The organism is Pseudomonas sp. OG7, assembly GCF_014192825.1.
GTDB classification, from domain to species: Bacteria; Pseudomonadota; Gammaproteobacteria; order Pseudomonadales; family Pseudomonadaceae; genus Aquipseudomonas; species Aquipseudomonas monteilii.
On the sequence record NZ_JACHYK010000002.1, the window covers coordinates 375,602 to 389,591 of the forward strand.

11 protein-coding genes are annotated in these 13,990 nt (G+C 62.0%); 7 read left to right on the plus strand and 4 right to left on the minus strand.

Annotated elements, in window-relative coordinates; translation table 11 throughout:
* Positions 1 to 2: 2 nt before the first annotated feature.
* Positions 3 to 773 carry an IclR family transcriptional regulator gene (locus FHW75_RS06210; RefSeq protein ID WP_019099334.1) on the minus strand — a complete coding sequence of 257 codons (771 nt, stop codon included), beginning with the start codon at positions 771 to 773 and terminating at the stop codon, positions 3 to 5.
* A gap of 155 nt (positions 774 to 928) precedes the next feature.
* Here FHW75_RS06210 and FHW75_RS06215 point away from each other — a divergent pair, with 155 nt between their 5' ends.
* The 4 genes from FHW75_RS06215 to FHW75_RS06230 are packed head-to-tail and all read left to right on the plus strand — an operon-like array spanning position 929 to position 5,503.
* Positions 929 to 1,738 carry a shikimate dehydrogenase gene (locus tag FHW75_RS06215; RefSeq protein WP_019099333.1) on the plus strand — a complete coding sequence of 270 codons (810 nt, stop codon included), beginning with the start codon at positions 929 to 931 and terminating at the stop codon, positions 1,736 to 1,738.
* A 4-nt stretch (positions 1,739 to 1,742) separates the two neighbouring features.
* Positions 1,743 to 3,476 carry an FAD-dependent oxidoreductase gene (locus FHW75_RS06220; protein ID WP_183673340.1) on the plus strand — a complete coding sequence of 578 codons (1,734 nt, stop codon included), beginning with the start codon at positions 1,743 to 1,745 and terminating at the stop codon, positions 3,474 to 3,476.
* Positions 3,461 to 3,781, plus strand: a complete 321-nt coding sequence (locus FHW75_RS06225) for an NIPSNAP family protein (protein WP_025753224.1) — start codon at positions 3,461 to 3,463, stop codon at positions 3,779 to 3,781. Before FHW75_RS06220 ends, FHW75_RS06225 begins: the two co-directional genes overlap by 16 nt.
* A gap of 39 nt (positions 3,782 to 3,820) precedes the next feature.
* Positions 3,821 to 5,503: an FAD-dependent oxidoreductase gene (locus tag FHW75_RS06230; protein ID WP_183673342.1), complete on the plus strand. Its 1,683-nt coding sequence runs from the start codon at positions 3,821 to 3,823 to the stop codon at positions 5,501 to 5,503.
* A gap of 18 nt (positions 5,504 to 5,521) precedes the next feature.
* Here the strand turns inward: FHW75_RS06230 and tssM are convergent, their stop codons facing one another.
* From tssM to vasI, 3 genes are read right to left on the minus strand one after another with little or no spacing between them, the layout of a single operon-like run.
* Positions 5,522 to 9,148: a type VI secretion system membrane subunit TssM gene (gene tssM, locus FHW75_RS06235; protein WP_028614267.1), complete on the minus strand. Its 3,627-nt coding sequence runs from the start codon at positions 9,146 to 9,148 to the stop codon at positions 5,522 to 5,524.
* Entirely contained in the window at positions 9,145 to 10,608 is a 1,464-nt protein-coding gene (gene tssA, locus FHW75_RS06240) for a type VI secretion system protein TssA (RefSeq protein ID WP_027615146.1), read from the minus strand. The genes tssM and tssA overlap by 4 nt, the downstream gene beginning before the upstream one ends.
* Positions 10,596 to 11,246 (minus strand): type VI secretion system-associated protein VasI, encoded by a 651-nt coding sequence (vasI, locus tag FHW75_RS06245; RefSeq protein WP_027609046.1) that lies wholly within the window; start codon positions 11,244 to 11,246, stop codon positions 10,596 to 10,598. The genes tssA and vasI overlap by 13 nt, the downstream gene beginning before the upstream one ends.
* A 325-nt stretch (positions 11,247 to 11,571) precedes the next feature.
* Here vasI and tssB point away from each other — a divergent pair, with 325 nt between their 5' ends.
* Genes tssB through tssE form a run of 3 tightly spaced genes read left to right on the plus strand, consistent with a single transcriptional unit; the run spans position 11,572 to position 13,990 of the window.
* The gene (gene tssB, locus FHW75_RS06250) at positions 11,572 to 12,075 is read left to right on the plus strand and encodes a type VI secretion system contractile sheath small subunit (RefSeq protein ID WP_183673344.1); all 504 of its coding nucleotides are present in this window, start codon (positions 11,572 to 11,574) and stop codon (positions 12,073 to 12,075) included.
* Positions 12,076 to 12,092: 17 nt separating this feature from the next.
* Positions 12,093 to 13,583: a type VI secretion system contractile sheath large subunit gene (gene tssC / locus FHW75_RS06255; RefSeq protein WP_025753234.1), complete on the plus strand. Its 1,491-nt coding sequence runs from the start codon at positions 12,093 to 12,095 to the stop codon at positions 13,581 to 13,583.
* Positions 13,580 to 13,990: a type VI secretion system baseplate subunit TssE gene (gene tssE / locus FHW75_RS06260; RefSeq protein WP_019097030.1), complete on the plus strand. Its 411-nt coding sequence runs from the start codon at positions 13,580 to 13,582 to the stop codon at positions 13,988 to 13,990. The genes tssC and tssE overlap by 4 nt, the downstream gene beginning before the upstream one ends.

Genomic DNA, 13,990 nt, shown 5'->3' on the forward strand with positions numbered 1-13,990 from the left:
CCTCAAGCCATCACTGGCTGCAACAACGCCTGCGCTTCATACAGTGTCGGCACATACCGCAACCGAATTTCATCCACGCTCAGGCGCGAAGCATGGGTCGTGATGGTGAGCGTTGCTTTCAACTGCCCGGCCCGATCCAGCAGCGGTACCCCCAACACACGCATACCCATCTCATATTCCTGGTCGACAATACAGAAGCCCTGCGTTTTCACCCGCAGCAACTCCGCCTCCAGCAGCCCACGGTCAGTCTGTGTGTAAGGCGTCAGTGCCCGCAGCGGGTTGCGTGCAAAGTAGTCATCCCGCTCGCTTTCATCCAGCCAAGCCAGCCATATCCGTCCCCCCGCCGTGCAATACATCGGCACCCGCGAACCAGGCCTGATCGACAACGACGCCACATGGCTGTAGCGGCTGCGCACCAGGTGGATGATCTCGTCGCCATCGCGGGTGCCCACTGATACATGCTCCTGGGTCTGCCGCGCCACCTGCTCGACGATCGGCCGCAGCATGCGCGGCAGTTGCGCCGAGTCGACATACGCCTGGCCAAGGCGCAACGCCTTGGGCGTCAGCCAGTACTCGCGGCTGTCGGTTTCGGCAAAGCCCTCATGCACCAAAGTCAGTAAAAAGCGCCGGGTGGCGCTGGGCGTAAGGCCAGACAGCCTGGCTGCCTGCGGCACGCTCAGGCGTGGCTGCTCGGCGCTGAACAGCTGCATCAGGGCCAGGCCTTTCTGCAAGCCGGCAATCAGGTCACGGGGATGAATGGCGGGGGTGTTCATGCCTTCAACTCGCAAGTGGGGAGAAAAAACAGCCGATTACCGCGATAACCGGAACATGATTGCGATTATCGCACTAAACCACCGATTAGCGCATTGTTGCCCGCACCCCGCTGCTTCACGCTTGCCGTCATAACAACGCCAATAAGGAGGTCAGCATGATTCGTGGTTCCACTGAACTGGTCGCCATCGTCGGTTCGCCCATCGCCCAGGTGAAGTCCCCGGAAAACTTCAACACCTGGTTCACCCACAACAACTGCAACCTCGCCATGCTGCCCATCGACCTGCACCAGGCGGCGCTGGACAGCTTTGCCGGCACCCTGCGCGGCTGGCAAAACCTGCGCGGCTGCGTGGTCACCGTGCCGTACAAGCAGGCCCTGGCCAACCGCCTGGATAGCCTGAGCGAACGTGCGGCGGCACTGGGGTCGGTCAATGTGATACGCCGCGAGCGCGACGGGCGCCTGCTGGGCGACAACGTCGACGGCGCCGGCTTCCTGGGCGCTGCGCGCAAACATGGCTTCAAAGCGACGGGCAAGCGGGCATTGGTGATCGGTTGCGGCGGTGTTGGCAGTGCCATCGCCTATGCGCTGGGCGAGGCAGGCATTGCCAACATTACCCTCAGCGACCCCAGCACAACGCGCATGGGGGCGGTGTGCGAACTGCTCGGCAATGCCTTCCCCGGGCTTACGGTCAGCACACAGTTCAGTGGGCTGGAAGACTTCGACCTGGTGGCCAACGCCTCCCCGGTCGGCATGGGCACAAGCGCAGAGCTGCCACTGCCCGCCGCCCTGCTGGCTACCCTGCAACCCGACACCTTGGTGGCCGACGTGGTCACTTCGCCCGAAATCACCCCACTGCTGAACCGCGCACGGCAAGTCGGCTGCCCGATCCAGACGGGCCCGGAAATGGCCTACGCCCAACTCGGCCACCTTGGCGCCTTCATGGGCGTGACGCCGCTGGAGATCTGAAGCCATGGCGACCCTTGAACACACACAACACAGCGTTGACCTGGTGGTACTGGGCAGTGGTGCCGGCGGCTTGGCTGCGGCGGCCACGGCGGCCTGCCGCGGGCTGAAGGTGCTGGTCGTGGAAAAGGCCGAACGCTTTGGCGGCACCTCGGCGATTTCCGGCGGTGCGGTATGGCTGTACGGCACCGATCAGGCCCGGGACGCGGGTGCCAAGGACTCCCCCGAGGCCATGCGCACCTACCTCAAACACGTCATCGGTGATGGCTACGACCCCATGCTGGGCGACGCCTTCATCGAGCATGGGCACCAGGCACTACGTTGGCTGGAGCGCCACACCGAACTGCGCTATGCCTTACGCCCGCACTCACCCGATTATTACCCGGATGCACCCGGCGCCACGCAGTTCGGCCGGGCACTGGAAATGGTCGAGTACGACGGCAAGCACCTTGGCCCGCGCTTCAAGGACCTGCAGATGCCACCGCCCGGCATGCTGCTGTTCGGCGGCATGATGGTCAACCGCGTGGATATCCAGCATTTTCTCAGTATTCGCCGCTCGCCCGGCTCGCTGTGGCATTGCCTGAAACTGATAGTGCGCTACGCGCGGGACCGCCTAAAGCACCCGCGTGGCACTCGGCTTACCACCGGCAACGCATTGATCGCCCGCCTGGCCACCAGTGCCTTCGCCCATGGCACGCAACTGTGGTTGCGCAGCGAAGCCGAAGAGCTGATTGTCGAGCACGGCGTGGTGACCGGCGTGGTTGTACTGCACGAGGGCCGGCGTCAGCGGGTAATGGCACGTGGCGGTGTGGTGTGCGCCATGGGCGGGTTCGCTGCAGGCGCACTGGCCGCCAGCTACCGCCCCGCCCAAGAGGCGCCGCACCTGACCATGTCGCCCCCCTTCAACGACGGTGCCGCCCTGCGCCTTGGTCAGGCGGTGTCGGCCGCCGAGGGCGAAGGCCTGGCGGCCAACTTCTTCTGGGCGCCGGTTTCCGAACGGCGCCATCCCGGTGGCCAGCGGGAGCGCTTCCCGCACCTGGTCACCGACCGCGCCAAGCCTGGCGTGATTGCGGTAGACCCGACCGGGCGGCGCTTCGTCAACGAGTCCGACTCCTACCACCACTTCGTGCAGACCATGTTCGCCAACGGCATTGCCAGCTGCTGGCTGGTGTGCGATGCCGAGGCGATGAACCGCTATGGGCTCGGCCTGGCGCGGCCGAAGCCTGTGAACAACCAGGCGTTGATCGACGCCGGCTACCTGTACCGGGCCGCGACACCGCAAGCCCTGGCCCAGGCCATTGGCGTAGAGCCCAAAGTGTTCGCGCAAACCCTCGAGCAGTTCAACACGGATGCCCGCAATGGCATCGACCGTGCGTTCGGCAAAGGCGGCAACAGCTACAACCGCTACATGGGCGACCCGCAACACACGCCCAACCCCTGCCTGGCGCCGTTGAGCAACGGGCCGTTCTACGCCATCCGCATTCACACCGGCGACCTCGGGTCGGCCCGTGGCCTGGTGACCAACGCCGACGCCAACGTGCTTGACCGTAGCGGCCAGCCAATTGCCGGGCTGTATGCGGTCGGCAACGACATGAACTCACTGATGAAGGGCACCTACCCCGGCCCCGGCATCACCCTGGGCCCTGCCCTCACCTTCGGCTGGCTCGCTGCCAACCACATCACCGCGCGCCTGCAGGCGCCGGCCACCCACACGGAGACCCCGGCATGTACTACGAACTGAGAACCTACACCCTCGACCCACTGAAAATGGCCGACTGGCTAGCCCTGTACCAAAGCCATGCGCTGGACGTTCAAAGCGAACACCTGGGTAACCTGGTCGGCTTTTTCACCAGCGAGTTCGGCGACGTCAACCAGGTGGTGCACATCTGGGGCTATGCCAGCCTCGACGATCGCATCGCACGGCGCACAGCCATGGCAGCGGACCCGCGCTGGGCAGCGTTTTCGCGGCTTAACCGCGAGCTCGGGGCCGTTGTGCGCCTGCAATCGCGGCTGCTGCGGCCCACCGGTTTTTCGCCGCTGCAGTAAAGCGCGCCACCCTCTACCAACGCCTGAGCGGACCCCTTCATGCACCCCCTCGAATGTGACGTACTCGTCATTGGCTCCGGCGCTTCGGGCCTGGCTGCCGCCGTAACCGCCGCGCATCACGGCCTGCATGTGATCGTTGCGGAAAAAGCCCGCCAGCTGGGCGGCACCAGCGCCTGGTCGGGGGGCTGGTTGTGGATACCGCGTAACCCGCTGGCCATCGCCGAAGGCATCGTCGAAGCCGACGATGCCCCAGAGCGCTACCTGCGTGCGCAAACCCACACCCGCGAACTGGACCCGCGTCAACGTGCGTTCCTGCGCCATGGCCCGGAAATGGTGGCGTTTTTCCAGCAGCACACGGCGGTACAGTTCCAGAGCGGCAGCCGCATGCCCGACATGCGTGAAGGCGATGGCAGTGCACACGGCGGGCGCTCACTGTGTGCCCTGCCCTACGACGGGCGCCAGCTCGGGCCTTGGCTGCACACATTACGCCCACCGCTGGACATCGTCAGCCTGGCCGGCATGGGCATTGCCGGTGGCACAGACATGGCCGCCTTCTTCAACGCCACGCGCTCGGCCAAGGCGGCGCTGCATGTCAGCAAGCGCCTGCTGCGCCATGGGCGAGACCTGCTGCTGCATCGTCGCGGCCAGCAGTTGGTCAATGGCAATGCGCTGATGGCGCGCCTGCTACGCAGCGCCCTCGACCTTGATGTGACATTGCTGACCGACAAACCGGCCTGCCACCTGCTGGGCGAAGGCCGAGTCAGTGGCGCACTGTTTGCCGACGGCCAGGTCATCCAGGCACGCCGTGGTGTGGTGTTGGCCTGCGGTGGCTTCCCGCATGATCGCCAGCGCATCGCGCAACTGATGCCGCATGCGCCGCAGGGTGACCAGCACTACTCCGCTGCACCCAGGGAAAACAGCGGCGACGGCCTGCGGTTGGGTGAACAAGCCGGTGGCCTGGTCAGTACGGCACTGGCCCAGGCTGGCGCCTGGGCGCCTGTATCGAAGGTGCCATGCGGCGATGGCAGTTTCGGCCATTTCCCGCACCTGATGGACCGCGCCAAACCTGGCTTCATCGCGGTACGTCGCGATGGCCAACGCTTCGTAAACGAAGCCGATTGCTACCATGACTTCATGAACGCACTGTTCGCCGCAACACCGCACGGCGAAACACCTGAAGCCTGGCTGATCTGCGACCACGCAGCACAACGCCGCTATGGCATTGGCTGGGCCAAGCCCTTTCCGTTCTCAACCCGCTTCTATCAACGCCGTGGCTACTTGCACAGTAGCGCCAGCCTGGCGGAACTGGCGCAGCGCTGCGGGATCGATGCCGCGCAGCTGCAGCGCACGGTGCACGACTTCAACCGGCATGCAGCCCAAGGTGAGGACCCCGTATTCCAGCGTGGCGCATCGGCCTACAACCGGGCTCAGGGCGAACCGTTGCAAGCCCCCAACCCGTCGCTGCGGCCCTTGCTGCATGGGCCGTTTCACGCCGTGAAGCTACTGCCGGGCAGCCTGGGCACCTTCGCCGGCCTGGGCACCGACGCCTCGGCCCGTGTGCTGGACCGCGCAGGGCAGCCGATACCCGGGCTGTTTGCGGTGGGCAACGACATGCACAGCGTGATGGGTGGGCACTACCCCAGCGGCGGCATTACCCTTGGTCCGGGGATGACCTTTGGGTATCTGGCCGGTAGGGCGTTGAGCGGCTTGGGCTCGGCATGACCTCAGCGAGACATGGCGTCATAAAGGCTGTTCATGCGGTTGCCCGGTTTGAGCAACCTTGGTTGGCTGTTGCATTAACCCGCGTGGCAAGCGGAAACCTTTGAACGGTTGCTGGGTAATGGGGTTGAAGGCCTTTTCAGCATTCAACCGATAGCGCATTACACCGTCGCCTGTCCTGAAGCTCAGGTCCACGCTGGTCGCCGTTCGCCCATTGAGCGAGCCGCGGCTGAGCAAGCGGAACATCGACCATGGGCCACGGTATTCGAGGCTGCTGCTATTGCCGTTCTGCCTGAGTAAAGTCAGGTTGCTGCGTACCTGCTGCCCCATGGTATTGGGCCAGACGATACCGGTGATCTGGGTAGGCCCATGGGTGTAGGAGATCAACTGGCCATCCAGGTCCAGCAGGCTGGTACGCTGATTCGCACTGAGCCCCAACGGTTCGACACTGAACTGCACACTCAACTTGCCGCGCTGATCGAAGAAGGTTTCGCGAATACGTTCGGCCAGCTCGAGCTGCTCGATCACGTCGGGGCGAATCAGGGAATGCCCGTGCTGGCCAGACTGCAACGCCTCAAGGTTGTCCTTGAGGAAGACCTTGAGATACTGATCATCAAACTGCTTCAAACGCCCTTTGGGCCCAAAGAATGCTTCGAAGTCATCCAGTGAAGCATCAGGTGCCCTCACCACAAAGGGGTAGCGGCCTGCCAGACGTTGCTGGAAGAAGCTGTACACCTCAGCATCCCAACGTCGCTCCAGTTCGCGCAGTGCTTCAACGTTCAGCACTTTGGCTGTCTGGTCGGCAAGCTTTCTGACCTGGTGGTTGATCGGTTCCGGCAAACCTGTGGCAACACGTTGCAGGGTGCCAATCGGGTCCTGCCCGGTCATCGAGAAGCGCTGATGCACGGCTTGCAGCGCAGCCTTGCCGCGGTCCGGGCTGTCCTGTACGGCCTTGGCATAGTCCAGCACAGCCGATACGGCACCCAGGGTTTCGTCGTAGTAGCTCGGTTTGTCTCCTGTCACCAGCAACATGGCGCCCAGGCCTGCAAAAGCCCGCTGGATGGCCTGTGCTTGCTGTTGCTCGGGGTTGCCTGTTTGTGGCCGCAACGAACCCACCTCGCCCGGTGCCTCGACAACTGTGGGTGACGCAAGCGACGTGTTATCCCTGACCGTATACAGCAGCCGCTGCAACGGTGCTGCCGGGCCAGTCAACTGCTCCAGAACGGTGACACCATGGTTCAGATCACGGAAGTCTGCCACGGTGAAGGCGTTCAAGGCGCGACGCCAGCTGTCGACGTAATCGGCGCTGTAAAGGTTGTGCAGCCGTTCGGTCAGCGCCTCTCGATCAACGCTCGAATAATCGAGCTGGGCGCGCTCCCCGAGCGCCCACTGATCGACCATCGCCATTTCAGCGAACCGCTGGCTGTGCGGTTCAAAGTACTCCCTGAAGCCTTTGGCTGTGAGCATGGGGGGCAGTTGCACATCCTCCTCCCCTTGCCTGGCCCCGAACGAAGGCTGATACACGACATCGAATGCAGGGCCTACCTGGTGACGCAGGTTCAGGCCGGTGTGCAATTGCTCGTGAGCCTGTTGCTTCAGCCCCTCATAAACCCGCTGTGGTAGAGGCAATTTACGCAATGCCTGCTGCACTTCGCTGACGCGCTCACGGTACTGCGGCAAATCGGTGTCAGCGTAGGCAAGGGCGTATTCCAAATGGTGCATGAGGTCTCGCTGCAACTGCCCCTGACCAGGGAACGCCTTTTGCCATTGGCGCGCCATCCAGTCTTCCACCCATTCAGGCCGGCGACTGTGGCGGTCCTCGATCATCCGGTAAACCCTGAGCGCCGCCATTTGTTGCTCGCTGCCCGGCGGTGCTGCGTTCATGGCATCGATCACACCGCTGGCCAAGGCCGGCAAAAAACGCCTGGACAACAAGCTGAGGTACGCTTCGTCAACCGTGGGGCCAATGTTGCGCCCTTGATAAAGGCCAAGATCGGCAACCCCTGGCCATGCCACGCGATAGTCGCCAAACACCGCCACCGCATCGCGGATCTGGTCCAGTGGCGCCAACAGGTTGCGCCCGGTCGGGTCTAGGCGCTGATCGACCTGGTGATGGCTGTACTCCTGGCTTTTGGCGAGCACGCTGGCGGCCTTGGACCCATTGATATCGAAATAGCGTTGCCAACTCGCCAAGGCGATGCTGAACGCAAGGATGCCCACGCCCGAGCTGACCCACAGCAGTTGACGCTTGCTGCGCGCCACCCGAACGTTGTCGCCCGCCAGGCCGGCCTCCTGATAGATGACCCGCCTGAAGGCTTGCTGAATGAAGAAGGCCAATGCCTTGCCTTGTGCCTTGCCTTCACGCAACGGAAGTTTCGTCTTGTAGGGTTGTGCGGCTTCACGGACAAAGGCATTGCGCATGTCGCCTTGCTGCATCACAGACGACCAATACACACCGCGTACCAGGGCGGGCGTGGAGTAACGGTCACTCACCAGGGTTTCGCGCAGAAATGCCAGCAGTATGGGGCGCAACCCGACCAGCTGCCCATACAGCGAAAACAGGCGCCCACAGGGTGGAGCCTTCACCAGTACATCCAGTTGATCGATGAGCTGCTCCTGCAACGTGCCGAGAAACCGACCGTAGTGCTCGTCATACTCATCCAGCCAGACGTCGAACGCGTCAACCGCATCCAGTTTGAAGGTAAACCCCAACAGGTTTTCGCGCCTGGCGGCCGAAAGCTTGCCGTAGAACTGATCGAAGCCGTCCAGCAAATCGAATTTGCTCAGTACCACGTAGAGCGGCAAGCGCGATCCCAGGTGGCTGCTCACTTCGTACAGGCGGGTGCGCAACCTGTGGGCCAGCGCAACGCGCTGCTCAGGCGTGCCATGCAGCAGTTCCGGCAAGTCGACGACCAGCACCACGCCGTTAAGCGCTCGCTGGCTGCGATTTCGAAGTAGCCAGCCCAACAGGTGGTCCCACAACCTGGCCTGGGCCCCCGGCACGAAGGAGGGCTCCGGCTCGGTGGGGGCGTCGGCTGTCGAGCCTGCCGCTGGCTGCTGACGGATGAACGCACCGGGTGGGTCGATGAGCACGGCATCGTCGCTGACCCACCAGCCCACCGGATAGGCCAGCGCTTCAGTCTGCCGCCCTTGTGCCTGGACCTGATCGATACGCGTCAGGGTAAAACGCTGATCGGTGCAGTCGATGAAGCTGGTTTTACCGGCCTGTTCATCACCCATCACCAGGTACCAGGGCAGCCGGTACAAGGCACGTGGCCCACCGGCATTGTCAAGGTACCGGTCAAGCCCTTGGCTCAGCGCCTTCTCTTGCGCCTGCACCAACGGCAGCGCGCGATCCCGTTCGGCAGCCTGTGCCTGCCGGCGCTCCGCTTGCAATCGACGAAAGCGTCTACGCAGCACCACCAGCCAGCCTATTAGCGGCACGAGCATGAGTACCAGGCTTGCCACGCTGCGGTGCGCCACACTGGCCAGTGGCTGTTGCTCACGCCACGTCCATTGCGGGCCGAGCCACCAGATGGCGACCAGCAGCAGCGTTGCCGCCAACCCAAGTAACACCGGCAGCGCCAGGCCAATGCGCGTTACCCACGGCAAGCCCCAACCTTTGAATTGCTTCCATATATGATTCATCGAGGCTCCTGGTCCTTGTGTTGATCAGCCAGCGTTGGAGGGGCTGCGTACTGCTGAAGCCGCTGGAATACCTCTGGCTCCCACGCACTGGCGGTGGTTTGCTGCATCGTACGGGCAACGCCGGCGCACAAGTCCTGGGCCAGCCATGACACGCCCCGTGCGGCCAGCAAGTCGGCTGCGATCATGGTGGTATGGCAGCGGTCCCGAGGGGTACCCAGGTCCGCTTGCAGTGCTTGCAGCCTCAGCAGCACGGGCTCTACGCCGCCGCTGTCCAGCTGGCCGGCCAGTTCCTCGTGCAGGCCACCAAACGCGTGAGGCGGGGCCGCTTGGCCAGAAGGCCCTTGCGCGCCCTTGAGCCACGCCAGGCATTGGTCATCGACAAATACCAATCCGTCGCTGAAGCACAGCTGCTGAAGTGCCGGCATGCGCTGTACAAACCGGGCGGTCGCGCAACGGATGGCCTCAGCCACATCGCTCATCGCCAGCCGCGTGGCGACAGTTGCAGCCAGAAAGCTGCCACGAATCCAGTAGGGACACGCCGCCACGCTCTTTTCGATGCGCTGAAGCAAGGCCGGGTCAATCGCTGTGCTGGCAATGGCCTCTTCATAAACCCGCGTTATATCCAGTGGCACCGCCATCAATTCCGTGCGGGTGCCTTGCCTGGCCGGAGGCGCCGCCTGAATGTGTGCCCACAAACCGAAACGCCGTAACTGGTAGCCGGTTGGGTCGTAAGGATCCTGCTGGTTGATGAGTTCGGCCATGGCCAGTATGGCCCGTCGTGTCTCACGTTCACTGCCCATCGACACACGCGGCATGGGCGCGGCGATGACATCGGCCAGCGGCGTAGGCTTCACGTTTACAGCGGGCGCCTTGGGCACGGCAGCCTCGCCGGCACCGCTGACACGTTCAGTGTGTTTGCACAGCAGGCGCTCCAGCCCGTCGAGAACAGCAGCCTCCAGCTGTGCCGCGTGCTGTTGTTGCAGGTGTTTCAACGCCGCCTGCGCTGCTGCGGCATGGGCAGGGGTATAAGTGAAACGGTCGAGACGCGGCAGCGCCTCGGTCAAGCGGTTGATCACCAGCCCGACCAGCCTGCGCTTGGTCAGGAAGCCTTTCGGCCCTGGCTTGGGGTGGGCGGGTTCCCAATAGCACTCGATCATGCCGGCCAGCAACGCCAAGGTATCTCCCCAACGCTCCCAGCAGCGGCTGCGTAACCAGGCGGCACTCAAGTGCGCGACGATTCGCAGGTGCTTGCATTGCCGGCTCAGGTACTGACAGGACGCCTCTTCGATGTACACCCAGTCGATCATCGCCTCCTGCAGCCCGCCCAGCTTGACCATCTCCTGGTCGATCGCCTGGTAGGTTTCGTCCTCGACATCGAACAGGCCAGCCGGTACTGCCGGATCGATCGGCGCCAGCAGTCGCGTGAGCTTGCCCCCTGACACCTGCGCTACCACCGGCATGTGTTTCGCGCCTGGCTAATCAACGGGCTCAGCCCTTGTGCATCGAAGATCAACCCGTCGAGCTCGCTGTGCTCACTCACAACTTCGATGCGATGAGCGCCAATCAGCTTCCTGATCTGCTCGATCGCTGGCAAGCCCCGGCCGGCATCGATTACCTGCCCGTTCTCCATGACCTGCCAGGGCGTTTCACGGGTAGACCAGCCCTGCCCTGTCAGCCGTACCTTGACCCAGCTTGCCTCGATGGGGCGTTTGGCAATCAGTTGCAACCGGGAGATGGCCTGGATGCAACTGATTGCCAGGTAAGCAGGTTCGTTACCCGATGCGATGGCAGGCGCTGATATCACGAGCGCTGAAACGCCGGCACCGTCATCGGTTCGGCTACCGATGTGAAACGTCAGGTCATCTGGCGCCCGCGCTGCTTCATTCGCCATCACGCGCAACACGCTCGGGGCCTGCTGCTCTGGTGCAGACCACTGCCGTTCTGCCGTGAATGCCGGCGTGTTCGCAGCCTGGTCGAAACAGGCCAGTCGCTCGACGTTCGACACAATCCGTGAACAGTCCCGCGTGGGGCCTGCCAGTACCGGCTGCAAACAAAACAGCAACGAAAGACCGGCGCCATATACAGAACGGTTAATCATCCTGATTCACTCTCCAAAAACAGTACAAACGCCTATATGACCGCACCCATTTTCCTATAAACACATATAGGCTCACGCGCCAAAAAATAGCCAGCCAAAACAAAACCGGACGGAGACTAATACACAGCGACGACTGAACACAAACAAATATTTACTTACATCTTCACGCTCGACCAAAGAGCACTTCACCCTGCATGGTTTTATAGGAACAAGGCAACTCACCCCGCCAGATAAACATATGCAAGAAACTTCCTACAAGAGAAACAGCACATTAAACATGCCCCATAATTAAACATCCTACAAACCAACAGGGAGTTACGTACCAATGTCTAGGAATACGGGTTCTGTCGCGCCTAAAGAACGCGTCAATATCAAATACGTCCCCGCTACGAGCGATGAGCAGGCTGAGGTGGAGCTGCCCCACAAAATGCTGGTACTGGGCGACTTCGGCCTGGACGAAGACCGCGCGCTCGAGGACCGCCAGGTGATGCGAGTCGACAAACACACGTTCAACAGCGTGTTGAAAGACGCCAACGTGAGCCTGGCGGTATCTGTGCCTTCCGTGCTCAGTGCAGCCCCGGATGCCGAGCTGGCGGTCCATCTGCAGTTCAGGTCCATCAACGATTTCGGGCCGGACCGTATCGCGCGGCAGGTACCCGAGCTGAACAAGCTGCTGGAACTGCGCGAGGCGCTGGTCGCCCTGAAAGGCCCGCTTGGCAACGTCCCGGCCTTCCGCAAGCAATTGCAACACCTGCTGAACAACGAGCAAGCCCGTAAACAGCTCGCACAAGAACTGGACCTGGTACCTGAAGCGCCAGAAAAAGACTGAGACAATGGAGCGTCCCCATGCCTAATCCAAACACCACCACCCTCACCACAGACGCAACCATCGATACATTGGGCAATGGCACCTTGCTCGACCAGATCATGGCAGAAACCAAACTGGTACCTACTCAGGAGGGCTATCAGGTTGCCAGGCAGGGCGTATCTGCCTTCATCGCCGAAATCCTCAAGAGCAATGACCCGGATCAATTGATCAACAAGCACCGGGTCGACCAGATGATTGCTGAGGTTGACCGGGTTCTCGGCAAACAGATGGATGCCATTTTGCATCAACCCGAGTTTCAGCGGCTTGAATCCTCATGGCGAAGCCTGAAACTTCTGGTCGACCGCACGAACTTCAGGGAGAACATCAAGCTCGAAATTTTGCACATCAGCAAAGAGGACTTGCTCGACGACTTCGAAAATGCCGCAGACATTACCTGCAGCGGCCTCTACAAACATGTTTACACCGCCGGGTACGGCCAGTTCGGGGGAGAGCCGGTTGCGGCCATGGTAGGCAACTACAACTTTGGCCCTGCCTCCGCGGACATCAAACTGTTGAGTTACATGGCCTCCGTAGGTGCCATGTCCCACGCGCCCTTCCTGGCCGCACCTTCCCCCGAGTTCTTCAACTTGAGCAGCTTTGAAGAGTTGCCCAACCTCAAGGAAATAAAAGACCTCTTCGCCGGCCCACGTCATGCCAAGTGGCGCGCTTTTCGCGAAAGCGAAGACGCACGTCATGTCGCGCTGACCGGACCACGCTTCATGCTGCGCTCCGCCTACCATCCGCAAGAAAAGCCAATCGAGAGCTTCAACTACAACGAAGACATCGCCGGGCGGCATGACCACTACCTGTGGGGCAATTCCGCCTTCCTGCTGGCCAGTTGCATCAACGACAGCTTCGCCCGCTACCGCTGGTGCCCGAACATCATCGGCCCGCAATCGGGTGGTGCGGTCGAAGACTTGCCAGTCCACCTGTACGAGTCACTGGGGCAATTGCAGGCCAAGATTCCTACCGAAGTGCTGATTTCCGATCGCAAGGAGTTCGAGCTCGCCGAAGAGGGCTTCATCGCCCTGACCATGCGCAAAGACAGCGACAATGCAGCGTTCTTCTCAGCCAACTCGGTGCAAAAACCCAAGAACTTCCCGAAAACCCCCGAGGGGCTGCAGGCACAGACCAACTACAAGCTGGGGACCCAGCTGCCCTATCTGTTCATCGTCAACCGCCTGGCACACTACATCAAAGTGCTGCAGCGCGAACAGATCGGCAGCTGGAAGGAACGCCGAGACCTTGAGTCCGAGCTGAACAAGTGGATCAAGCAGTATGTCGCCGACCAGGAAAACCCCTCTGCCGACGTTCGCAGCCGCCGGCCGCTACGTGCCGCCCGTATTGAAGTCTCGGATGTTGCCGGTGACCCAGGCTGGTATCAGGTTTCGATCGCCGTGCGTCCGCACTTCAAGTACATGGGCGCGAACTTCGAGATCTCTCTGGTCGGGCGGCTCGATACGCAATGAGTGGTTTTTTTGAACGCTTGACGGTGGATCAGAGTACCCGTCCGCAGGCCACTCGACAGGAAAGCGCTGCGCACACGTTCGCCACCATCAAACGCCACCTCGAAACGCTGCTCAACGCCCGCCAGGGGTGCTCTCAGAGCAGTCCTGAGCTGGGCTTGCGTGACTTCAACTGGCATGACGTGAACCGCGGCGACTTGCTCGTACACGTGAGCGCGGATATTCGCCGCACCCTCCAGCGCTTCGAACCACGTATCCAGATACGCACGCTCAAGGTAGTGCCCGATAGCCATGCCCCGCTGGAGCTGCATTTCAGGCTCGATTGCCAGGTGCAGGTCAACAACCACGCAGAGCAGCTGCAACTCGAGCTGCTGGTCAACGGGCACAACCGCTACACCCGAGTGAGGTGA

Bases quoted from the DNA above. Each gene is read 5' to 3' on its own strand.
- FHW75_RS06230 (WP_183673342.1), top strand. From the start codon at position 3,821: ATGCACCCCCTCGAATGTGACGTACTCGTCATTGGCTCCGGCGCTTCG.
- FHW75_RS06215 (WP_019099333.1), top strand. From the start codon at position 929: ATGATTCGTGGTTCCACTGAACTGGTCGCCATCGTCGGTTCGCCCATC.
- tssA (WP_027615146.1), bottom strand. From the start codon at position 10,608: ATGCCGGTGGTAGCGCAGGTGTCAGGGGGCAAGCTCACGCGACTGCTG.
- FHW75_RS06225 (WP_025753224.1), top strand. From the start codon at position 3,461: ATGTACTACGAACTGAGAACCTACACCCTCGACCCACTGAAAATGGCC.
- FHW75_RS06220 (WP_183673340.1), top strand. From the start codon at position 1,743: ATGGCGACCCTTGAACACACACAACACAGCGTTGACCTGGTGGTACTG.
- tssE (WP_019097030.1), top strand. From the start codon at position 13,580: ATGAGTGGTTTTTTTGAACGCTTGACGGTGGATCAGAGTACCCGTCCG.
- vasI (WP_027609046.1), bottom strand. From the start codon at position 11,246: ATGATTAACCGTTCTGTATATGGCGCCGGTCTTTCGTTGCTGTTTTGT.
- tssB (WP_183673344.1), top strand. From the start codon at position 11,572: ATGTCTAGGAATACGGGTTCTGTCGCGCCTAAAGAACGCGTCAATATC.
- FHW75_RS06210 (WP_019099334.1), bottom strand. From the start codon at position 773: ATGAACACCCCCGCCATTCATCCCCGTGACCTGATTGCCGGCTTGCAG.
- tssM (WP_028614267.1), bottom strand. From the start codon at position 9,148: ATGAATCATATATGGAAGCAATTCAAAGGTTGGGGCTTGCCGTGGGTA.
- tssC (WP_025753234.1), top strand. From the start codon at position 12,093: ATGCCTAATCCAAACACCACCACCCTCACCACAGACGCAACCATCGAT.